This is a genomic window from Halodesulfovibrio spirochaetisodalis (genome assembly GCF_001672295.1).
Taxonomy (GTDB): Bacteria; Desulfobacterota; Desulfovibrionia; order Desulfovibrionales; family Desulfovibrionaceae; genus Halodesulfovibrio; species Halodesulfovibrio spirochaetisodalis.
The window spans coordinates 1-21,756 of record NZ_JXMS01000028.1; the positions used below are offsets into that span (position 1 = coordinate 1).

General features: G+C 48.8%; 23 protein-coding genes. 2 read left to right on the top strand and 21 right to left on the bottom strand.

What is annotated here, in order from left to right; genetic code table 11:
- From SP90_RS13415 to SP90_RS13495, 17 genes are all read right to left on the bottom strand, one after another.
- The coding region (locus SP90_RS13415) for a hypothetical protein (RefSeq protein WP_157471310.1) at positions 1 to 1,434 on the bottom strand (1,434 nt) is incomplete at its 3' end.
- A 2-nt stretch (positions 1,435 to 1,436) separates the two neighbouring features.
- Complete coding sequence (locus SP90_RS13420) at positions 1,437 to 3,167, bottom strand: hypothetical protein (protein ID WP_066857287.1); 1,731 nt, start codon at positions 3,165 to 3,167, stop codon at positions 1,437 to 1,439.
- A gap of 8 nt (positions 3,168 to 3,175) precedes the next feature.
- Positions 3,176 to 3,571, bottom strand: a complete 396-nt coding sequence (locus SP90_RS13425) for a hypothetical protein (RefSeq protein ID WP_066857289.1) — start codon at positions 3,569 to 3,571, stop codon at positions 3,176 to 3,178.
- A 3-nt stretch (positions 3,572 to 3,574) separates the two neighbouring features.
- Complete coding sequence (locus SP90_RS13430; protein WP_066857291.1) at positions 3,575 to 4,027, bottom strand: hypothetical protein; 453 nt, start codon at positions 4,025 to 4,027, stop codon at positions 3,575 to 3,577.
- Positions 4,028 to 4,029: 2 nt separating this feature from the next.
- Positions 4,030 to 5,760, bottom strand: coding sequence for a hypothetical protein (locus SP90_RS13435; protein ID WP_066857294.1), 1,731 nt, complete (start codon positions 5,758 to 5,760; stop codon positions 4,030 to 4,032).
- Positions 5,761 to 5,769: 9 nt separating this feature from the next.
- The gene (locus SP90_RS13440) at positions 5,770 to 6,336 is read right to left on the bottom strand and encodes a hypothetical protein (RefSeq protein WP_066857297.1); all 567 of its coding nucleotides are present in this window, start codon (positions 6,334 to 6,336) and stop codon (positions 5,770 to 5,772) included.
- A gap of 121 nt (positions 6,337 to 6,457) precedes the next feature.
- On the bottom strand, positions 6,458 to 6,901 hold the full coding sequence (locus tag SP90_RS13445; RefSeq protein ID WP_066857300.1) for a hypothetical protein: 444 nt from the start codon (positions 6,899 to 6,901) through the stop codon (positions 6,458 to 6,460).
- An 11-nt stretch (positions 6,902 to 6,912) separates the two neighbouring features.
- Positions 6,913 to 7,302 (bottom strand): hypothetical protein, encoded by a 390-nt coding sequence (locus SP90_RS13450; protein ID WP_066857303.1) that lies wholly within the window; start codon positions 7,300 to 7,302, stop codon positions 6,913 to 6,915.
- A 160-nt stretch (positions 7,303 to 7,462) separates the two neighbouring features.
- Positions 7,463 to 8,380 carry a major capsid protein gene (locus SP90_RS13455; protein WP_066857306.1) on the bottom strand — a complete coding sequence of 306 codons (918 nt, stop codon included), beginning with the start codon at positions 8,378 to 8,380 and terminating at the stop codon, positions 7,463 to 7,465.
- Positions 8,381 to 8,429: 49 nt separating this feature from the next.
- Positions 8,430 to 9,194, bottom strand: a complete 765-nt coding sequence (locus SP90_RS13460) for a hypothetical protein (protein WP_066857308.1) — start codon at positions 9,192 to 9,194, stop codon at positions 8,430 to 8,432.
- A 127-nt stretch (positions 9,195 to 9,321) separates the two neighbouring features.
- On the bottom strand, positions 9,322 to 9,552 hold the full coding sequence (locus SP90_RS13465; protein WP_066857311.1) for a Bbp19 family protein: 231 nt from the start codon (positions 9,550 to 9,552) through the stop codon (positions 9,322 to 9,324).
- On the bottom strand, positions 9,549 to 11,276 hold the full coding sequence (locus SP90_RS13470; RefSeq protein WP_066857314.1) for a portal protein: 1,728 nt from the start codon (positions 11,274 to 11,276) through the stop codon (positions 9,549 to 9,551). Before SP90_RS13470 ends, SP90_RS13465 begins: the two co-directional genes overlap by 4 nt.
- A 2-nt stretch (positions 11,277 to 11,278) precedes the next feature.
- A complete protein-coding gene (locus tag SP90_RS13475; RefSeq protein WP_066857317.1) occupies positions 11,279 to 11,563 on the bottom strand; it encodes a hypothetical protein in 285 nt (94 codons plus the stop codon).
- Positions 11,564 to 11,565: 2 nt separating this feature from the next.
- Positions 11,566 to 13,083, bottom strand: coding sequence for a hypothetical protein (locus tag SP90_RS13480; protein ID WP_066857320.1), 1,518 nt, complete (start codon positions 13,081 to 13,083; stop codon positions 11,566 to 11,568).
- Entirely contained in the window at positions 13,071 to 13,571 is a 501-nt protein-coding gene (locus SP90_RS13485; protein ID WP_066857322.1) for a helix-turn-helix domain-containing protein, read from the bottom strand. The genes SP90_RS13480 and SP90_RS13485 overlap by 13 nt, the downstream gene beginning before the upstream one ends.
- Before the next feature lie 2 nt (positions 13,572 to 13,573).
- Positions 13,574 to 13,897, bottom strand: a complete 324-nt coding sequence (locus SP90_RS13490) for a hypothetical protein (RefSeq protein WP_066857324.1) — start codon at positions 13,895 to 13,897, stop codon at positions 13,574 to 13,576.
- 12 nt (positions 13,898 to 13,909) lie between these two features.
- Positions 13,910 to 14,434: a hypothetical protein gene (locus tag SP90_RS13495; RefSeq protein ID WP_066857326.1), complete on the bottom strand. Its 525-nt coding sequence runs from the start codon at positions 14,432 to 14,434 to the stop codon at positions 13,910 to 13,912.
- Positions 14,435 to 14,786: 352 nt separating this feature from the next.
- Here SP90_RS13495 and SP90_RS13500 point away from each other — a divergent pair, with 352 nt between their 5' ends.
- On the top strand, positions 14,787 to 15,674 hold the full coding sequence (locus SP90_RS13500; RefSeq protein ID WP_066857329.1) for a HamA C-terminal domain-containing protein: 888 nt from the start codon (positions 14,787 to 14,789) through the stop codon (positions 15,672 to 15,674).
- The gene (locus SP90_RS13505; RefSeq protein ID WP_066857332.1) at positions 15,674 to 18,160 is read left to right on the top strand and encodes a DEAD/DEAH box helicase; all 2,487 of its coding nucleotides are present in this window, start codon (positions 15,674 to 15,676) and stop codon (positions 18,158 to 18,160) included. Before SP90_RS13500 ends, SP90_RS13505 begins: the two co-directional genes overlap by 1 nt.
- On the opposite strand, the gene SP90_RS13510 is transcribed toward SP90_RS13505, so the two are convergent.
- The 4 genes from SP90_RS13510 to SP90_RS13535 form a co-directional block, all read right to left on the bottom strand.
- On the bottom strand, positions 18,144 to 19,004 hold the full coding sequence (locus SP90_RS13510; protein WP_066857335.1) for a hypothetical protein: 861 nt from the start codon (positions 19,002 to 19,004) through the stop codon (positions 18,144 to 18,146). The genes SP90_RS13505 and SP90_RS13510 overlap by 17 nt on opposite strands.
- Before the next feature lie 374 nt (positions 19,005 to 19,378).
- Positions 19,379 to 19,579 (bottom strand): helix-turn-helix domain-containing protein, encoded by a 201-nt coding sequence (locus SP90_RS13520; protein WP_066857344.1) that lies wholly within the window; start codon positions 19,577 to 19,579, stop codon positions 19,379 to 19,381.
- Positions 19,576 to 20,205, bottom strand: coding sequence for a tyrosine-type recombinase/integrase (locus tag SP90_RS13525; RefSeq protein ID WP_066857346.1), 630 nt, complete (start codon positions 20,203 to 20,205; stop codon positions 19,576 to 19,578). The genes SP90_RS13520 and SP90_RS13525 overlap by 4 nt, the downstream gene beginning before the upstream one ends.
- Before the next feature lie 914 nt (positions 20,206 to 21,119).
- Positions 21,120 to 21,650 carry a hypothetical protein gene (locus tag SP90_RS13535; protein ID WP_066857350.1) on the bottom strand — a complete coding sequence of 177 codons (531 nt, stop codon included), beginning with the start codon at positions 21,648 to 21,650 and terminating at the stop codon, positions 21,120 to 21,122.
- Positions 21,651 to 21,756: the final 106 nt, after the last annotated feature.

Below are 21,756 nucleotides of genomic sequence, written 5' to 3' on the forward strand. Positions count from 1 at the left end.
AACAGTGCCTACGTCCTGCCCTTCCTCAATCCCTTCTTGAAAGAGGGTCGCAAACTGCTGGGCATCAACAAACTGCTCACTGGCTTCAGTAGGGAACACACTGTTAATGAACTCGCCAAGAGCTTCAGGAGAACGCTCAGCAAGCTTGCTTTTTGCAACCGCATCTGAAAGGGCAGAAAGCTGCACGCCATTTTGTGTAGCCAACAGACCAGCTTGCCTTTTGTCCTCCACACGCTCTGCAACCTTGGAAACCCCACCGGATGAACCAAGTATTATCGCGCCAACAGCAACATCAACGTTCTTCAAGCTGGCAATCACATCACTTACAACCCCGTCCATGTCCTTACCTTTAGCAAGGGCAGAAAACGCGGCCTGAAACGGCTCTTCAAGATACTCCGTAAAACCTTCTGCTGCACCGGCAGCACCACGCCGCGCAAGGTTCTGCATGATGGTTTTTGTAGGAATTTTGCGGGTAAGCTCTTCCAGACCTACCTTGTTCAGCAAGCCCACAACCACACCAAAACTTGTAGCAGCGGTCGCAGCGTCCGCCTGATCCACACCGTCACGCACCAAGTCTTCGTACAAACTTGCAGCTTCCTGTAACCCGCCAACCACGGAAGGAACCGCAAGGCTACCTCCAGAAACAGTATACGCTGCTACCATCGGCAACATGCTTGATGCTGCTTCGCCAACCTGCGTAACAAGGTACTCTGGATTCACAAGAAGCTGCGGATTATCCCACAACGACTTGGTGACATGCTCCGGTAACGCAAGCAGTTCTGAGTTTAAGACCTCATCGTTTATGTACTTGGACTGAGCAAGGTGAAACTGTTCGCTGCGTTTAAAAATTCCAGTGTGTCCAGTTCCAAGCGCATCACCTATTCCATGTTCAACAGAGTCCAAAGTTCCAGATAAATACGCCATGCTTTGGTTGTAGAACTGAAAAACTTTAGGCACTGCGCGGCCTGCTGTCTTACCAAGCGCTCGAAAGGGATTTGATTCCTGTTCTATTCTGATTAAATTCTCAAGATCGTCATGGGCCATGCCTGCATTTACAGGGTCACGCATAAAATACATGGTTCCGCCAGCATCCATAGTTTCCATCAAACGTTGCTGGCGTTCCGCTCTGTCCTGCGCAGAAAGCTGATCATAGTTTTGCTCAACAAAATCGGCATCCATACCTGTGCGCTTGGCAATCTTCTGCGCGTCTGCAACCGTGTCCGGATTACGGGTAACAGCATACTCCAACATCGGAGCTGCACTGCGCGGCAACCCTTCAAAAAGAGAACTGTCCACCTGCGAAACATCCGCGTCAGCTAAACGGCTTCCACCTGTAGATACAGGCGCCTGTTCCTGCTCCTCATCAACACGCGGGAGCCCTTCAAAAACAGAACTATCAATCTGGCTCACATCAAGATTATTTAACAAACCCATGGCTACCCCTTTTTCTCGGTCAACAGCTTGTACACTTGCTGTGCTGAAGCTGGAGACACAGCTATTTTCTCACGAAGCATCACAGAAATTACTTTTTTCAAATCTGCCTCGTCCATGCGTTCATACACAGGTAGCCATGCCTTGTTGTGTTCACGGAGCAGCTTGGTATTTTTCATATCCACACCGAGCGCTCGTGTTGTCACCTGAAGTTTGCCGCGGTTTGCTTCATCCACTTCCGGCATGAATTCAGCTAGATTTCCGGCTGCAATTGCTTCTGCGCGAGTCACGCCTTTATCGCCTCCGTACCAGCTTCCACCCGGGATAACCCCTTCCTGCTCCATCTGCTTTTTAAAGGCTAAATTTGTTGCCATCTCTTCTTTAAGGTTCTGCGGATTCCGTTGCTCATAAAAGGCCGTGTATGCAGCATGAAGCGCGTTGTACTCCTTCATTTGTTTGGGGTTGTTCATCTTCTTGTTGTAGCCAAGCTCTGCAAGCACACGGTTCACTTTATCCACGGTAAGTTTTGGAACCTCACCCTTACCCACCTTGCGCAACGTTTCCTCCAGCTTGCGTTGATGGTTGCGGGAAATGCCCGCGTAGTGCGTTTGCAGCTCCTCAACAGAACGGATATCCTTTTTCAGTACAGCCTGTTCAACCTGCGCGAGTTTTTCCAAGTCAGTCAGGCCGGAAGGATTCAAGATTTCGCTCGCCTGCGCGGTCAGCTCCTTTTTCAGTTCCGGTGGAGCGCCTTCGATGATCGACGCAAGCTCTTCAGAAGCTGCGCCCCTGTTTTCAGGGTCAACCTCAACAGCCCGAACCTGCGCAACAAGTTCTTCTTTCTGCGCTTTCTTAGCTGCAACAACAGAAGCCGTTTCCTCTGCACCGCGCATTTTCAAACGCGCCACAAGCTTGTCATGCAAAAGCGGATTATCTGCGTACGTTGTATGCACGTAGTCCAGATTCTCCTTCAGGCTCTTGCCGTTACCTGAAAGCTCGTTGGCAAGGGTTATGCTCTGTTTTGTCGTCTCTGTGTCTTTGAACTTCTCCGCGTACACAGCCTTTGTGCTGTCGGTTATGCCAAACTCTGCAAACCGCTTTAACGCCTGCTCTGGCGCACGTTCATACAACGCCTTCCATGCGTTCTGCTTCATGCCAGCATAGTCTGCCATGTACGCTTCTTTCTGTGAGGAACGCAGCGCACCGGAGGAAACAGCCAGATCAAAAATTTGCCGTGCCTCTGCATCATGCGCGGCTATGTTTTCAGGAGCGGCCTGCATTTTCTGCTGAAAGGTCTTCATGGTGGCGCCATACTTGTCTTGTGCCACCACAATGCGTTGCTGATGCTCAAACCCTGCGTGCGCTTTTACTCGTTGAGCGCGTTGCCCTGTGGTGTACTGCTGAAGAGCGTTGAGGGCGCGTTTTGAAAGCCCTGCTCCCAGCGTCTGCACCTGCTGGCTCTCAGCCTTTTGGTAATCCTGCGTAAGACCTCCGGCATCTGAGCCCACACGTTGCGCGGCCTGCGTATCAAACTCCAGATTCCAGTTGTCGTACTTAGTCTTGGCTTCAAGGAACGATTCGTTATCTTGCCGAACCTGTTCTTTTTGTGCGATATCCGCCACCATACGCCCCAGCGTGGCTACGTTCTGCCCCTGCACAGAAACATCCTCCAACGTGGCTGTAGGTGAGTAGGAAATCTGTGATCGGCTGTAGGATGTACCGGGTATTTTAACCATCGTTCCCCCTACCGCAGCAGTGAATATGCACTGGAGCCAGCGCTTGCCATGCCGTTAAACATGGTCGATGTGCTACGGGCATATCCGCGGTTTTCAATGAGTGCCGCTTTAGAGTTGCCTTGGTAGTATGCAGCAACCGCGTCCATGTTGGTTTCTACGTCTGTCTGCTCCATCACATTTGCAGCAGTGCTGTCCGTGTCCACAACAACACCGCTTGCCGCGTAGGAAGCACGTTGCGCCCCAACCAGCCTGCGCCCCTCTTCGCGCTTTACAGAAGCGTTGTACGCGCCAACGGCTCTGGCCTGTTTGCTCTCATCATCTGCAAGCTGCTGTTGCTGATCTGCTGCCTGCTTGCTCCCCACAACGCTTAACGCTGTACCCACAGCTGCCGCTACCATCGCCATACGCTACGCCTCCTCTGCCGGAGCGATGAAGGCATACAGATACCTGTCCAGCAGGTTCTCACCTGTTGCCCTGCACACCCCTTCACGCTCAAAGCCCAAAAATTCAATAAATCGCAACGCCCGTTCATTCTGCATGTTCATGAGCGTTTCAAAACGCACCATCCCTCTTGCTCGCCCGTTGGAAATCAGCTTTTTTAGTACCTTCACCAACAGCAGCGGGTAACGCTCCCCGGCAGAAGAAACAACAAGATAGACACCGCACGTTTTCCCCAACCGGACCCCACCGGAACAGAACAAAATTTCACCGTCCTGCAGCACAGTCACGGCTTCATCTGACATGGCAGAAAAGTACTGCCCATGCGCTTGCAGGTTTACGCCTGCAAAGTCCGGCTGGTCAGAGTCACGCATGGTTATGTTCAGCAAGTCTTCCGGCTTAAAAGGTCGAATCATCGGCATAGCTACACCGTCACTTCAATTTCACGGATTAACGCCAGCAGCGAGAACGGCAGCGGATCGCTGCCAAACACAGACACTTTAGGGTTGTTGCTCCAACCCGTAGCCACGGAAGGTAACTCTAAATCCCCTGTAAACGGTGTGACCGGCTTGTGCATAGCGTTGTTGACGCTACGCAAAAACGTATCGCGCTCCGCATCATCACCCACCTTGTAGCGCATGCCCACGGAGTGCAGAACGCGTAGCGTTACTTTCACAAGGCGCTTTATCACCCCTTGCCCTGTTCCTTGCGGGTGTCCGCCTTCCGGCTGCAACGGTGTTACGCGGTATGTGTAGCCAAGCCCTACAACGATGGTATCTGCTGGAGAATCAAGCGTGATGGAGCCGTTCTGCACCACCTTTTCCTTTTGCACACCGCCGTCTGCCAACACCTGCACGGTCATGCCGTTAAGATGCTCAAGGCCGGAAACACTCGAAAGCTTGCTACCCTGGTATGAAAGCCCGCAGTCCACATAAAAACAATCTGCATCGTCCAAGTTATCGCCCTGCCACGGGCTAGCCATCTGTTCTATGCACACCCTTCCGTTTCGTCTCACAGCAAGCCAAATCTCGGTGTAATCTTCTGCGCTGTTAGCGCACACAGAAAGTACGCGCCCCTGTGTAGTGTGCCGGTGCCACGCATACACCTTCTGGTCGCGCAGGTAGGTCATGGCTGCCAGTGTACCGTCTTCCAACACACACCAGATGATTGAATCAGGGTCTTGCTGCCATGCAAGCTGCTTTACACGCGGGCGTAGCAGATGTTCAGAAAGCAACGATGCCTCAAGTGGCACAAAGCCGTCCTGCTCATAGCTGTAGATAAACTCACGCAGCTTTTTACGATCACGGGAAACAAACAGGGTGGATGCCCCGATAAGCATCGGCGGAACATGTGCAGCGCACCCAACGTTGCTATGTCGAACCGCCTGAACATCGGTAGGCGTCACCCCGCCTTTTTGTGATCCGGAGAGCGTCCACTCTCCGCCACTGGTCAACACCACAAGCGAACGGGCAGGAACCATGCCGCGAATCTGGTTCACTTGGTCAGAATCCAAAGCAAACCCACCGCCAGAGTCATCCTGTTTTGCATCGCCGCCCATGTGTAAAAAGTTACCTGTCTTAGAGAACCACAGCTTCTGCGGATTGTTCGGGCAGCCGCTCCACCATGTGCGCTGCTGAAACAAGCTGATACGTGCCGGCCAGTTTCCTCCGCTCCACTCAGATGGCTGCGAACTAAACGAACATACAGCAACGCTAAACACGTCCGGTCCCGTGCGTTGCAGCTTGCGCGGCTGATGGTTCGGGTGGCAGATAAACAGCACATCCGCAGACTGTGAAAATTGCAGCTCGTGCACTTCCTGCGCTGTGTACGGCAAGGTCAGTTCACGCGGGGAACCGCCGTTCATAAGCTGCCCGCCATCACGCCAAAAACGCACATATCCTGCGCCGAACTCAAGCACATACGTCTGAATGTCGTTAAAAGAAAAATCCTTCAGGCGTGGCGAATTGTTTCCCTCTTTGGCAAAGCCCCTAAAGCGTGTCCCCATCCTGCGAGTTGCGCCGCCATGAGGCCACACAATCAGGTTTTCCAGCTCTTCACAGGCGTTCGCTCGCTTCTGAAGGTCAACATGTCCGGCAAGGCGCGGAGACCACTCGCCGCTCGTAAAATTTGTTTGTATCTGTCTATGTTCCGGCATGACGTTCCTTTACCGTGATCTGCGGTATCCGAGCTTGGCAGATTTCCATTTGTTCGTGCGAATATCCTTCGGGGTTGTTTCCCGTGTGGTGGTATGAATAGCGCGCCTCAAACACACCAACGCTTTCTGCTCCAACTTTTCTGACAGCGACTTTTTAGACGTCAGCGGCATAGCCAAACGAGAAGCCAGCTCGTACACAATCGCATCCTCCAACGCCGCATCATAAAGCTTGGTATCCGTGGAAACGTACTTGATAGAAACGTCCTTCTGGTCAGAAAGAATCACCCCGCTTTCAATGGCGTACGACGTTTCAGGGTACACGCTCACAAGCACCGCATAGTCAACCGGAAGCACATGGGCATACGCGTACTCCCACGCAGGCTTATCCGGGCTGCGGTTCAGCTTTGCACGGCGCAGGCAGCAAGGCCACGGGTGCGCACGCAACACAGCATCCCGTGCAGGCTGCCAAGAACGGCTGGCAACTTCCGCATACACCGTTCCGTCGCTAAGCTCCGAGATGGCAGGCGCGTTAACTTCGCCAAGCGCTCTGTTGATGATGGTGAGTGTTTTAGACATGGTGTGCCTCCGGCGGCTGGGGAAAACCTTTGCAAAGGTTTTTCCCCAGACCCCTTTCCAAAACTTTATGAGGACGACTGCGACAAGTCGGTTTCAAGCCGCAGCCTACGGCGCAAAGAACTTACAAGTTCTGAATCGCCTCTTCGAGGACAGACTTGTTTTCGTTATCCGCAACAAGTTTTTTCAGATTAGCAACCTGTGCCTGAAGCGCTGTTGCGACCTCAGCAGACTTTGCAAGGGCTTCGTTTTCCTGTTTCAACGATACAGCGGATTCGAGCGCGGTATCGCGTTCAAGCTCTACGGCTTTCAGCCGCTTTCCTTGCTCTGTAAAGTCTGTAAGCAAAACTTCATGTACTCCTTGAAGTTCTGCTAATTCTTCACCGGAAACCAGCTGGTTATCTTCTTTCACTTCAGGTTGTTTCGGATGTACAAGCAGCTCTTTGCCTTCTTCGTCCATCGCTTCCCAAGATGCAGCAGAGACAGATTCAGAGAACTTCTCAACTGCACCTTTTTCGTAGATTTCGCCGCCATAAAAGCAGCGTTTTTTTGCTGTAAATAAGGGCACGGCACACGCTCCTAGCGGGTTGCGTACGGGTACACATCCACCTTGCCGACACACGCACCGTCAGACACAAGGTCACACTTGATAAAGCGCTTTGCCTGAGAAGGCAGCACAGCTTCACCAAGGTGCTTACCAGCGACATATGCGCCCGCCTGAAACGTGACACGGCACATTTCCTTGTACGTACCATCTGCTGTGTCACAATCTTTCACCACCAAATGCAGCACCTTTGTAGACGGAATGGTCACAGCAGTTTTACAGCGCACAGTTACGCCCGTGCCACCAACAGAACCGGACAACTTTGCAGGCCCACCTGTAAGCGCTGTAGTCCCAGAGTTCGGCAACGTGACAGCCTCTCCCAAATACTCCCCATACTGCGGGAGTCTGTTATCAAACATTCGCATGAGAAAACCCCTTGCTTGCAATGTTTTTTTAAACCCTCACCACCCGCAAACGTTGACCTGTAGGCGGTGAGATACAAGGCACAAGAGAAAGCCAAGGGCGAAATGTAGTCAGTCCTACATGAGCGTTTGGCTTTCTCGCAGTAACGCCGTAGATCGCTGCCTACAGGTCAACGTGCTGTTCGGTGCCGTCCATGAAGTTGAATGAGGTCTGAATCTCAACACCGTTCCAGTGGGTAAAAGTACGGTTGATGTTCTTGGTATCCGTTGTTGTCTGCATGCTTTTGCCTTTATGCTCGTTAAGCAGCGTCTGGCATTTTGGATGGCAGAAAATGTACGTGTTTGAAGAGTTAGACGCTCGACAATCTGCAAGCATATTGTCGATCATGTCAGCGGTTGGCTTGTGTTCTTTGTCGATATTGCGGATTGCAGCAATTTTTTTCGGATTTGCAAGCAGCAGTCCCATGTAGGCTTTTAGCGCTATGCCATAGACAAGAACCCCATCTTTATCCTTGTACAGTCCACCGTTGTTAATCGGTTCAACATCCATGATTGCACCCATTTTAAACCCTGCCGGAGAATACAATCCGCACAATTCATCCTGCGTAAACGTCACAGCAATCATGCTGTATCCATCACCAGAAGCACCAGCATCTACCACCTTGTTATGCTCATGCGCATACGGCAAAAAGTTGTTGTAGATAATGGCTGTTTCCGCTGACATGCCAGACTCGCGTTGCGTCTTGGGAAGTTTTTTAGCGAAATATTTTTCCTTACCGCCGAAGGCCTTAGCACGATCCTGCGGCACTTCAATTTCACCACCAAGAATAGCCAAATCGGTCTTTTTGATATCGGCTGACACACTCATGGCAGGCAGCGGCGCGTTCATGGGAACCCAGCCAGCACCCTGCACACCGGACAGCTCTTCGTGGTTATGCCAAAGCTCATGAGAAGAAGGAGCCAACGGCAAGATACCCAAAATCGGAGCTTCTTCCGTAATCGTGTCCACCTGATGAGGCTGCTTTTTGCAGTGCTCGTTACTCAACTCTTTGAGTGTCCCCATTAAAAAGTCTTTACCCATGCGATACCTCCGTATCTGCGCTGTTATAAAAAAGCTGTACCCATACGGGCTACTTCATGGCCTGTTTCAGCCACTCTTCCGTGCTCATCTCTTCATCTTCCCCGCCACCTGCTCCGGCACCGTGAAAACTGCCGTCTTCGCCGGTAAGTCTGCCAAGCTCTGTGATGGCCTTCATGGCGTGCGTTACGCGCAACCCCTTGGAGGCATCGATACCAAGCGCCTTTAAGCCGCGCTCAAGCATGGGCAGCGCTTCCTGTGCTTTGTCCCCGTACACTTCCTTCAGCACTGTTTCCGGCTTTTGTGCTTCAAGGTCGGCCTGCTCTGTAGCTTTGGTGATTTCCGTAACGTTGCTTACGTAGTCTCGGAAAATACCTTCCGCCTGATGCGGCAACAGACCGTGCTTCGCTGCCATTTCCGCAAACAAGGTTGCATCACCGGACACGTCCCAGCCTGCAGGCGTTTCTATGCCTTCAAACTGGGTAGGGATTTTGTATTCATCTGCCTTTTCAAACGCTCCGTTCTGGCGGACAAATTCGAGATACTTTTCCGGTGTAGAGAAATCCGGTGTATCCGCGCCCTGTTCGCCGCCTTGCGCGCCTTCTTGGCTACCGCCTTGCCCTGAACCTTCATCACCTGCAGCCCCACCGCCTTGCTCTCCAGCGGCACCACCTTCGGCATCTGCTGCGCCTCCAGACTCTCCACCACCGGATTCGCCACCTTGAGCACCTTCAGCAGCGCCGCCAGCTTCACCACCGCCTGCTCCTTCCTGAGCAAAACCTAAACTCGGTGTCATCGCTCCAAATAATTTCAACATATCAATCTCCTTTCCTGCATAACGTTCCTTGCCTGCGGTTAGCCCATCCCTTGCACGTTAACGGGTCGAGGGGGATTCCCCCTCGCGGATGCAAGGCAGAGCCTGCCCGCCGGAGGCATCACAAAAACTACCCTTTCAAAATATCCAAAACCTCACGCACCAAGGCTTTACGCGCCCCGTGGTGAACCATGTCTTCGTGCTTTTTGCCCATGGCGTATGTTGGTGCATCAAACCGCGCCTGCTGCTGTAAAAACGCAAGCAGGGTTGTACCGTCTTCTGTGTCGAAAACGCGCTTGATTGCCTGCTTCATCTCGATGGAAACCGGATGCGAATCTTCTTGTTTTTTTCGCTTCATCATTGGGCACCTCCCAGCTGCTCCAATGCCTGTGAAATGTCGTCTGCCTTTCCTGCCACGCTGCCCATCTTGTCTGCTGTTTCCACCATGCTCTTGTCTGCTTCCAGCTGAGCAGCTTCTTGCGCCTGCTTTGCACGCTGCTGGCGCTCTGCATCCCGCTGCTGCGTATCTTTGAGATACTTTGCCGGATACCCGAACAGGTCTTGCGTATCCCGAGCAATTTCATCCAGATTAAAGTTGTCGAGCACAGACGGATTCGCGTTGATAACAGGGGCTAGGTACTCAAACGCCCGCTGGAAAGTCTGCGCCTCTGATGCCTTTTGTGCCATGGTGATGGGAGAAACATAGGCAACCTTCAAGCGGGAGATCACACGCTCTTCAAGCATCTGCTTGAGAATTTTTGGTTGTTCAGGAATATCCCCGCGCCGCTCGAGTATGCCGTTCATGCGTTCCACAAAAACTGGAAGGAACTCCGTTGCAAGCCGCCCCCACATAGGCAGGAGCAACATCATTTTTTTAGAATCGCGTATGGCTACCTCGTAGGCCGTCATGTTCGGCCCACCCACCATTTGCAACTGATCGTTAAAAAAGATGGTGCGTATTTCTTCTGCGCGTTCCTTGGTAAGCACATGCACACCGCTTACGTCAGCTGTGGAAGGCAGCGGATGTATGCCGCTGCTGCGCTCACCTGTAACGCCGTTTCCATCGTAGTAATTTGTTGCGCCGGAATCTGTATTCACACCGCCCTTGAACATGTTGCTGTCAACAGCCAGCGGCGGGTCGCACTGAATCTCTACAGCTGCGTTCTTGGATTCTTCCTGACTGTGCAGCAGGCGGATATGCGGCAACGCTGTATGCCCAGCACCACGCCCCCACGGGGCAGAGCCGGAGAACTTGGAGAAGCGCGCAAACATAAACGGCTGCTCCCTGTATCCGCCTTCAGAAAGAAGCTGGTTTGTCTCTTCTTCCCAGAACACAGAGGCATATTTAAATTTACTCGGAATCGTCGCTTCGTCTGACCACTCACCCTGTTTACGAGGGTAAATCGCCTGCCACACGTACACGGTTTCTTCCAGCTGCTTCTGGTCTATCTTGCGTTGTACCGCATCGGAAAACGTACGCTTCTGCCAAATATCTGAGTACAAACCACACTTACGCCTACCCCAGCGCTCCTGCACTTGGCGCACCGTCAGTTCCAGCCGACGGAAAAGCGTATCTACTGTTCCGTACCGATTCTCCGAGATAAAACACTCATGCGGAGAAAGGGATGTAAACGGAATCGCAGAATCATCTTCCGGATCATCGATGAACAAGCCCATCTGCCCGAAACAGCCGTAGTCGAGATAGCACTCGTTCATGGTGGCATCGAAGCCGCTTTCCTCATGCTTGCAGGCATCCATGATGATTTGTGCGATGTTAGAAGCCCACTCGCGCACCTCTTTGGGCAAATCTTCTGTGCCAGTTCCCACAAGCGCTGTGTGCATCCACGTCTGTGCTGGGTTTGTCAGTAACGAGTGAATGCCAGCAGCAAACTGATGCAACGCATCTTCAGGAACTGAACTCCACACAAGTTCGCGCTCTTCGTCCCTGTCAGCTGTACTGCCGAAAAAACGGGCTTTCTCCGGCTGCAAAAACTCAGCAAGCTCCTGCCATGCAGTTTCCGCTTCTCTGCGGCTCTTTTTCAGCACGGTAAGACGTTGTTGCAGCTCTTTCACAAGATGATGCATAGCTACTCACCAAACTTGTTCTTTTTCTTTGTTTCAGCGGAGCCGGTAAGCTGAGCCGTCTTCAAGCTGTCACTGCTGCCCACACTACCGCCCATCAACGTACCGCTGCGCCCTTTGTTGAACGAAGACTTCTTGCGCTCTTCTGCTTTCTTTTCTTCAATCGCTCTTTCTTCCTTCTGGCGCTCTGCGCTGTAGCCAGCATCCGCGGCAGACTTTGGTTCTTCCTTAAAAATTAAACCGCCGGGGTCGACGACTCGTTTCAAAACTTTTTTTGCACCACCGCCCATATCTACCTCCGTCTTTTCCTGCCGCGTGTTGTTGTTGCGTGTGTTGGCGTTTCCCGCTGAACTGGCGGCTTAAACCCGACAGCCGAGTAACGCATGGAGTCCGCACCGTTGGATGCCCAATCGTGCAGCGGCTGACTTTCAAAGCACCCGCGATCTTCGTTCCACTTTTTGCGGTAGTGCCGCAGTGCTTTAAGCCCCTGCGTACATTTCACCTTGTCAAACCAGCAGGAAGGCAACAGCGTGCGCACAGCGTCAATGCCGTCCTGCACAGAGATGGACGGGCAAATCTCAAACTTGATTCCAAGCTCCTTGGCCTTTTCCAAGCGGCTTTTACCGGTTCCAAGCTCACGTACGCGGATATCGTGCGGCGCGATGTGCACGCCGTAGCGATAGCCAAACTGTTTGGCGAACTTCTCCAAAATCCCTGCGTAGTGCTCCAAACCTTCGCCGCTGGCCTCGTAGTAATTTATGTATCTGCGCTGTCCTGCAGGAGAGTGCTGGAAGAACCAGATCGGGGTAGTGTCGCTCATGCCCAAGTCCCACGAGGTATGCACCTGCAACAGCGGGTCAAACGGAACATCGCACACACGCCCCTGCGCTTCTGCCTGCGCCATGTGAGTACCGTAGTAGGCACCTTCCACGGTCTGCGCGAAAGCCTCTTCCGGCGTGGTCGGGTACTCGCGCTTCATGTCTTCCTTAAGGTTGTTCTCCATCACGGAGTACCAAGCCTTCTGCTCTGGGGAAAATTTGAAGCCGAGCTTGCCCTCCATCTCAACAAAGTACTTTTCCTGCTCAGGAGTCAGACGCACGGAACCGGCAGGCAGCACATAGTCCGCCCGCTGATGCCACGGGAAAAAATGGAATTTAAAATCTAGGTTGGTCAGCTCTTCACCAAGGCGGGCTTTGCGCTGCGCCTCATCGCAGGTATCAAAAAACAGGCCGGAGTCCCCTTCTGCTGTGGACTCAAACACAACGATACCGTCAGTCGGTACGGTAGGCAGCGCACCAGTTTTCACTTCCTTTGCGCGCTGCGGAAAACGGGCGGCAATCTTCCCAAGCTCGGACACGTGCAGAAAATGCAACGTGCCCGAACGGAAAGACAGGCCAACAGCAATGGAAGAGTTGTTACACATCAACAATTCCTGTGCGTTTTCGGCCTGCGGATGCAACCCCGGAACCGTTAGCAAGGAGGGAGGAAGATTCTTGAACGCGTAGAGAACCTTGTCGCGATAAATCTTTTTCACATCATCCATGGTCTGCGCGATGATGCCGACACGGGTGTTGGAATTGAACAGGCACAGATCAAGTCCGAACACGCACGAAAAAGTGGTAAAGCCAAGCTGCCGCGCTTTTAAAATTACGTTGCGCGTGTGCATGTGGCTGATGAAATGTGTCTGTTCCGGATTCAGCGTAAAGCGCACGCTGTCCCCGTTTTTGTCGATGATCTTGTACAGGTTGTTCAGCCGCCAGAAACGATTAGCCAGCTTCATTTTCATGTCGTCGTAGACTACGCTTGGCATTCTGCCTCCTCCCCGTCGGGAACAAGGCCACGCTCTGCCGGTGTAAGGGTTCTGGTGTTACCGTCCAGATCAGCGATAAGGTCAGAAAGTTCACCGCTGCCCTGCTGCGCCTGTTCACGCTCTGCCCGGTCGAACACGGTTTTGATGGCGTTTATGTTCGGCACAACCATCTTACGGACGCGCTTGGTTTCGCGCATCTCTGTTGTCTTTGTTACTCTGTTAAGAACTGCCTCTTTCGTCACTTCCGTATAGCTGAACCCCTTTGTCAGCTTCAGCAAAGAGCTACGCGCAGTTTCCAGCGCAAAATCATCATCCCCGCCAGCGCAAGCCGCATCGAACTCTTCATGCTTCTGCCGCCAATCCCATATGGTGGTCTTGCTTACACCAAACAGACGCGCAAGCTGTGCAAGGGTAAAGTTACCCATGGCACAAGCCTCACGCGCCTGCTTTGCGTAGCTTTTTCTGTAGGAAGATTTACGGCCCGCCATGGCTACTTGCCTGCCTTCATGGAGGTAAGCAGCTTGTAAATATCGTCGATTCTTCGGTTCTGGTAATCGTCCGCTTTGGTCTGCTGCTCAATGGAACGCTGCACGCTGCGCACGCCCTGTTCAAGCCTGTTCACAGCGCCCATGTCCGTTTGTATGGCACGGATAGCCTTAGCGTTGGTGTTGGCCTGTGCCTCCACGTCTACGATACGTTCGTAAAACGCAAAGGCACAGACTCCAACCATAGCCAAGCTTTTGAGGATAGTAAGAATCGTAGGGATGTTGATTGTCTTATCCAGACAAAAAGAGGAAGGCGGGCACTTCTTCATACAGGCTACCCGCTACAACTTTGGTCGCTGTGCTTCGTCTTTACGAAAAGAGCCTAAAGAAGAGCCAAGGTAGTAGTTAACAACTGCACCAAAGGCAGTGCCAAGGGAGCCAAGCAACAACAAGGCTGGCTCGCTCACCTGCGGAGCAGATACTACTTCGCGCAGCATCCAGAAAAAACCGCAGATAACCACAAGAGAAACAATGCCGGTAACCCAAGCGCCACCGTGACCGGCCTTAGCAAGCGCAATCTCACGCGCTCTTGCATCCTGAACATTACGTAACTCAGCATCGAGCTGTGCTTTCTGCCACCCGATCAACTGCGCCTGCTGCTGTGCCTCAAGCTCTTTCAACTTCAAGAGCGTTTCAGGATTCTGCTTGATAGCCTGCTCAACCGCCTGCGGAGAATCCTCACACCCAAGGAAAGAGGCAACAAGAGTACCGGCAGCACCGGCAATCGCCCCAACCGGCCCACCTAACGCAGCACCCAAAATCGGTGCACTTTTGGCTACAACAGCGCCTATGTCTTTCCAGTCCATGCCAACACCCCACATAGTAAAATCGATAAAGATTTTATTCGTGGGGATTGTCCGGTGTTGAGCACCAAAGAAGCCAGAAAAGACCCAAAAACAACAGTTCCAACCGCCCGACAATCGCACGGACAATCACCCCGAATGATTAGCGGGAGTATAACATGGGTTTTTAAGGTGGTTCAGTCAGGGAAGGGTGGGGAAGGTTTGGGGAGGCGGGAGCATAGTTGACATAAGTCTGAAGACACCACCAAACGAAAATAACATCTTTAAATAAAAACTATTGGCGTTTACATAAAGGATAAAGAGTTGTAAGCAACAACTTACTTCAAAAAATACTTTATTACATGCTGGGTGGGTTATGACGAAACTAAAAACTCAACTGGAAAACGCTGCTGAAATTAAAGCAACACTACAGCGCCTCAACATCAGACATACGATTGATGATGTCGATGTAGAATGCTGTGTAGTCTACTTACCTTGTAGCAACGGTGTATGTGATACAGCACTTCTTTTCGAGATAATCAAAAATGGTCTTTTAACGAACTTCGCATTGTCATATTCAGAAATACAAAAGAAGCTTGCATTTGCACCGGATGATGCTGTTGAGGCACTGCTAAATAAATCCATTCGGAAACTAAGCAAAAAAACAGCCCATGGAGAACTAGGTGAGTTATTACTGTTTACCATCCTTGATGTATACCTCACTGCGCCTAAGATATTGAGTAAAATTTCGCTTAAAACATCGCCACGCATGCCTGTTTTTGGGGCAGACGCAGTTCATGCGCAATATATTGATGGAAATCTAAGGCTTTATCTTGGAGAATCAAAGCTCTACAAAAACTTTAATTCTGCAAAAACAAAGGCATTGAAATCAATTCAAACTTCTTTTGATCAATACGGTCAAGATTTTGATCTAATTGAAAGTTACATGGATTTCCCTGAAATGACTCCGCAAGGGCAACACGAACTTATCAAGTTGTTAAACCCTTTCACAAGAGACGCTGTTTTTTCTCCAGATATGCTCTATACTCCATGCTTTATCGGCTTTGAAGATCCAAAACTTTTTGCAAATAACAATAACTACATCAATCGCTATAAAATTGTTGCTAAATCGCACCTCGATAGTTTTTACAATTCTGCACAAAGAGTAGGTGTATCTCCCCACAAAACAGCCTTATTAATTCTACCTTTTTCCTCAATTAAAGAACTCGTACTTGGGTTTGTTGACTATATGGAGATTGCTTAATGCCAACATTATATACTGCACTCTCACAGAACATCATTGAAACCCCAGAGTATGCGAAAGCAGTCAATGTTCTTTTCGATGCATATATCAAAAAAACAGCTGGTGAGCCTTTCGAATTACCTATCGACACTCAACAAAAGCTGTCCACTTCTTCGCAGTACTTTTATCAATCCGATAACCAAGCTCACGTGAATGAAGGTGCTAATCTCTTATCAATGCTACTATTTGTAGCAGGCGAAGACACGGCGGAACTTATCCCAATTGCAAAGCAAGTTTATTCAGATTCGGGTGATTTCCCCAACCTTAAGCTCCTTGAAAATAAATTCCAACAAGTCAAATTTAAACTCAGTGTCTTTTCAAAAACGCAAAATGAGTTACGACAAACTTTAAACACAATCGAAGCTGTTTCCCATCCTCTAACTGACTATCAAAGAAACCTTTGGGAAGATCTCAAAAATGATGAAGATGTGATCACAGTTGCCCCAACCTCCACAGGGAAAACTCACATCATCTTACAATACATCGTAGAGGAAGTAGCTTCAGCTTATGAAGCTTTTGCAGCTATTGTGGTACCGACACGTGCCCTTATCTCAGAAGTCGCAAATAACCTTTATGAAATTGCCAAAAGCAAAGGGTACGAAAACAACATCGAAATCTGTACTGTCCCTAAGGACGGTACTTTTAATGATAAAACGATATTTGTTATGACTCAAGAACGCTTATTTGAGTTACTCCAAGGTCAAGCAATTTCTTTCGATTACCTATTTATTGATGAAGCACATAACATCTCAGATAAGAGCCGAGGGGTTCTCCTTCACTTAACACTCCAACACGTCCTTGAAGACAGCTCTCCACAAATAATCATCAGTATGCCTTCTGAACAATATCAGAACGCATTTGAATCAGTATTCTCTGATGTTAATTTTTCAAGACAAATTGTAGCACACTCCCCTGTTGCAAAAGTTTTTATCTCCACAAAGCTGAAAGGAAGAAACATCGAGCTATCAAAACTCGGCTCTGACTCTTTGTGTGTTATTCCAAAGAATTTTACTGGAAGTAAGCTTGCAGATCTTGCCTATAGATTAGGGCAAGGCGAAAGCAACATCGTATACCGCAACAAAACCAACGAATGTGAAGATGTTGCACGTGATATCGCAAAAAATATTCCAGAAGAAGTTAATTCAACTAGATTATTTGAAGCAGCGGACTATGTCGAAAAATTCTTACATGAAGACTTTTCGTTAGCAGATAACTTAAGAAGAGGTGTCGCCTTTCACTATGGCCCATTGCCGGGAGTGATCAGGAGGATGATTGAAGATTTAGCTAGAGAAGGGGAAGTAAAATTTATCGCATGTACTAGCACATTGGCGGAGGGGGTTAATCTACCAGCAAAAAACCTATTCCTCATAAATCCAATGCAGATTGTACCTTATAGCGCACCAGATAGATTGGAAGATGTTCGTCTAGACAACATCACAGGTCGCGCAGGAAGAATGCTAGAACATCTATCTGGTAATATTTTTCTTATCGATCAAACAGAATGGACATTCAAAGATTATTTTGATGATATTAAGAAAGAAGAAAAAATTCCAATTTTCTTCAATGTGTTAAATGAAGATATCGAGAATGTAATCAATGCATTAACAGGAACATTCGATTCCCAAGAAGAGGGACAATATACTCTCTACACTATTGCTAATAAATTAGTTCGTGAGTACGGCAATGAAACTCTATCAACCACGCTTAATGCACCAGAGCTATCACTTCCAGCTAACAAACAAGCAAGCTTAGTTGCGAGCATCAAAGCTGCTTACGAAAACCTAAAAGTCTCTACATTTACTTTAGAAGCAAATCCAACTATTGGCTACATCCAGCAGAACAGACTTTATCAATTTCTGAGTAGCCAAAGAAACATTGATGATTGGGTACTGCCTCACCCTATGTCAGCAGACTTGTACCCAAGACTTCTCACAATCTGCAACACCTTAAAGGATCAAGGTATTTTCTTCCCCACTCACTCAAGTTCTGAGTTTATTTCCAGCTTAGCTAAAAAATGGATTCAAGGAAAACCACTGAGAACAATCATAAACGACCAAATTGTATATGACAGTGGAAAAGAAAGAATTCCTTCCTGCAACAAAAGTGTTCGAGACGTTATCAAGACTGTAAATACAGATATACGCTTTAAATTCGCAGCAGCGTTGCGATGCTATCATCTAATTTTGACTGAAGTACTATCCAAAATGAAATCTGATACTATATCTGTAAAGCTTCATACTTTTATAGAAATCGGAGGCTGCAGTGAACGAATCATTAACTTAGTTAATATGGGTCTAGCACGCGAAGCAGCAATCGAAATTCACAATATTCTTCCTGATAGGATTCGTATTAGTTCTTTTGAAGAATTAAAAAAGCTGTTCGAGTCAAACAAACTTGAACAGCTTCACGCAGTAACCCAAAAAGAATTGGTTAAACTATTTTCATAGAAGTAGAAAAATAACTAAGGGCATTGAGAAGAACTTCCTTTGCCCTTTTTTCATCAATAAAATTCTTGCGAAGCAGCAATTCAGAATTAAAAACAGCATAAACAGTCCCCAAGTTTATGCTAACATGCTGCTCCTCTCTATCAACAGCTTGCACAGCAAGGGCGCTGCACCCTTCATTTTCTATCAATTCATCTAGGTAGTTACAGGTTTCGGCTTGATCATATTCTTCTAGGTCGGAGATAGTAAGCGCCAACTTCGATCTTTTTAAAAAACGAGTTTGGCTAATTCCTTCCAACAGCATTGGGACTCTATTAGGCTGCTCAAATAATTTAGCAAGATCTACTGTAACTTTTATCTCTTTAAAAATTTGAACTTCTTTAAGTTTCTCATATTCTGTCTCGCGCGAAACTTGCTCGACTACAATTTTAGATGTCCGTTCTGAACTAAATTGCTGCAGTACTGTTACTGCAGTCGATTTTAGACTATCACCTGGGCAAGTTGTAAAACCAAGTATGACTTTTCTATCTGGAACTAATACGAAATAAAATGGATCTCCAATAATTCCTTGGTTCAAAGAAATACCAGTGATCGCCCCATCATTTAACCCTCGCGTTTGCCAAGTATTTCTCTCCCTAACCACAGATAAAAAATAACACTCATTTCCTTCCAATCCAAAGCTATCCTGCATTTTGATCAAATATTTCTTATCACGTATATTTATTAGCCTTGTTGGCTTATCTAGGCTTTTGCTAGAATCATGGACGGCAATAAAATCATCAAAGAATGAACCATATGCTTTTATCGAAAAGACTTTTACAGCAACTTTCTTTTTCAACTTACTCATAATACTCCCCGCATCCTACTCACAACTTTTATCCCGACCTCGAAGGAACAAGCAATCGCCTGTTATTATATAACAATATAGCAATGCATATATTCTAAATTGACTCTTACACCATTTGCTCAAAACTCACCAGCACCTGAAAGTCTAACTATTTTTTTCATATCCTACTAACAGCCGCAAAGCTCATTACCTATCTCCCCTGCCTTACCAGCCACACCGTCAACGCATTCACTTCAGCCCCGTAGGTGCGCCCGTCCTTGTAGATCGGCGCACCTTGTTCATGCCATTTCTTAACAGTCCGACGACTTCGGCCAAACTCTTTACATATCTGTTCAAGACTCTTCAAAACCTTCGGTGCCACAACTGTCATCTCGCTACCCCTCCGTGCCTAGTACTTCGCGTTCATCTAAAAATTTTTCCAGAGCCGCCTGCCGGATTCGGTACATGGGCTTTGCTGCTGATCCGATGTTACTGGCGCGCAGCTCTCCCTTGCGGATAAGCTTACGCACAACCTCAACGCGTACCCCAAGAGCGGCAGAAACATCCTTTACGGTCAGCGTTACACTTACACTCATGCTCTCTCTCCTATGCTGAAACTGCGCACCGCACCACGTAGATGCTCGTTCCGGAACGCAAGATAACTCTCGGTACTCCCCACGCTCTTGTGCCCGAGCGCCTTGGCAGTCTCGCGGTAGGCATCCACACCAACGCCCTGTGCGACAAGATCAAGCATATGCTCATACACGTTGTTGCCAAAGGTCTTACGCATGGAGTGCGTTCCCAGCTTGCCGGATAACCCGCACATGCCGAACGCACGGGATAGAATCTGGTACGCCCTCACCCGTGTAATCGGGCTATTCTTCCCTTGCCGAGACTTGAACAGATAGCTGTCGTGGTTCCACACGCCGCGCTTCTGCATAACGTAGATCAACGCAAGAACAGCCTCTTGCGCTTGAGGATTCATAAACACCTGCCTGCTCTCATGCTTGCCTTTCATGTTCCGGCGCAGCACTTCCACCTCTGCCCGTACACGCTTGTTCTGCACCACATCACGCACCCGCAGAGAAAGCAGCTCAGAAATCCTAAAACCGCTCATCACACCAAGAATAAACAACGTCCTGTCCCGCTGCGCATCGTACCCGGTAAAGCTACTTGCAACCTGCTGCACTTCTTCAACAGAAAGCGGCCTGCACCCCTTCATTTGCACCTCATGAAAAATGTTAAACTCAGCAACCTAACGCGCTGCTGAAATCCTGCCCGAAAAATTCCGCTCTCAACCGCCCTTGTCCTCATCCACTCAAAAACTCAGCGTTCGGAAATAGAAGCTTAACTCTTTGTAATTTAATTCAATCCACAATCTGACGTTTGTTCGGAAATAAAAACCACTCCGTGAAACAATTCAGCACCTTTGTAGAAAACGCAGCACCCGTTTAAAACGCGTCTAGCACGGTCTAGCTGCATGAGATTTATGTTTGCTGAGTCTGTTAAGCTCATAAAGCTTCAACGCGCTAACAACCTACTTTTATCTAGAGAGTTTACATTTAACATCAAAAGCTTTAATCGTCTTATATGCTTAACATTTTTAACAACCTTACTGATTACACATCGGATGGCGGAAACCTTGATGAACGAGGAAAAATTGCGATTAGATATGCAATCGTTGCAATCCTATTAAAGCTTTACTCTCTTTCACCTGTAGACTTTTCTTCAGTAAAAGAAGCACAAAGCGCTTCATCTATTGTTACTCAATATTTATTTACGGTACTTCCTGAGAAGGCACTCTACATATTTACGATAGTAAACATGTATACAATGCTAGCTTTCTTTTTCTTTTATTTGGGAACCTATTCATGGATACTTTTACAAGCAGACAAAACTCCATTTGACAAAACGAACCGGTCTTTCTTTCAAATTATGAAGAAAGATATTTCTAGCTTACAGAACAAATTCGAAAAATTTATATATTATACATTTCTCCCATTGGCTTTTTTGGCATTTTATCTATCTAAATGCCTTCACTGTCTTCACAGAGCATTTTCAAGAATAGTGCCTGGATTATTTGGAATGGTGGCATTCTTCGTGACAATTAAGGAATTCTGTAAACTAGTTATCTTGTCATCTGATATACTCCCCTAACCCCGCTCTATTCCCCTTCACACCAACCACCCACACGGCTTCACCGTACCGCTCGTGCTGGCCTCTATCGAAGTGGAACCAACTCATGCCGTCGAAAGCTTCTATGCGCTGGATGTGTTCAAACTCCGGCGCATTTGTTTTTGCTTGCATGTCGGCCCATATCTCAGTGGGTGTCACGTGAGTAAACTTGCAGTCAAAAGCGCGGAACAACCTGTGTTCAGAAAGCGTAGCACCTTCCTCGCACTCCCAAGGTCGATACCCGGCGAAACGAAAGATATGCGCCTTGCTAAGATCAAGCGCATCGGCTTCGCTAAACGCCTTCCAGTTATTCACCATGCAGGAGCCGTAACGCTTGCGCAGCAGATCGAGCGTAACAAGCGCTAGCTGGTCAAAGCAGCGAAACAACTTCTGCGGGTTACTCGCATACACCTGCTGCATAGGTTTTGGCAGCAGAGGAATCGGCGGAATAAGCTCTTCGATTGCAAAATGTTCTGGAATAAAATTACTCATCATATCTCCTTTGCTCTGTTGAATTTTCACACCCCGCACAATCTCTGACATACCGCCATTGCCACCCGACCAGCTTGCACGGCCTCAAGTGCGGAAACTTCTCTTT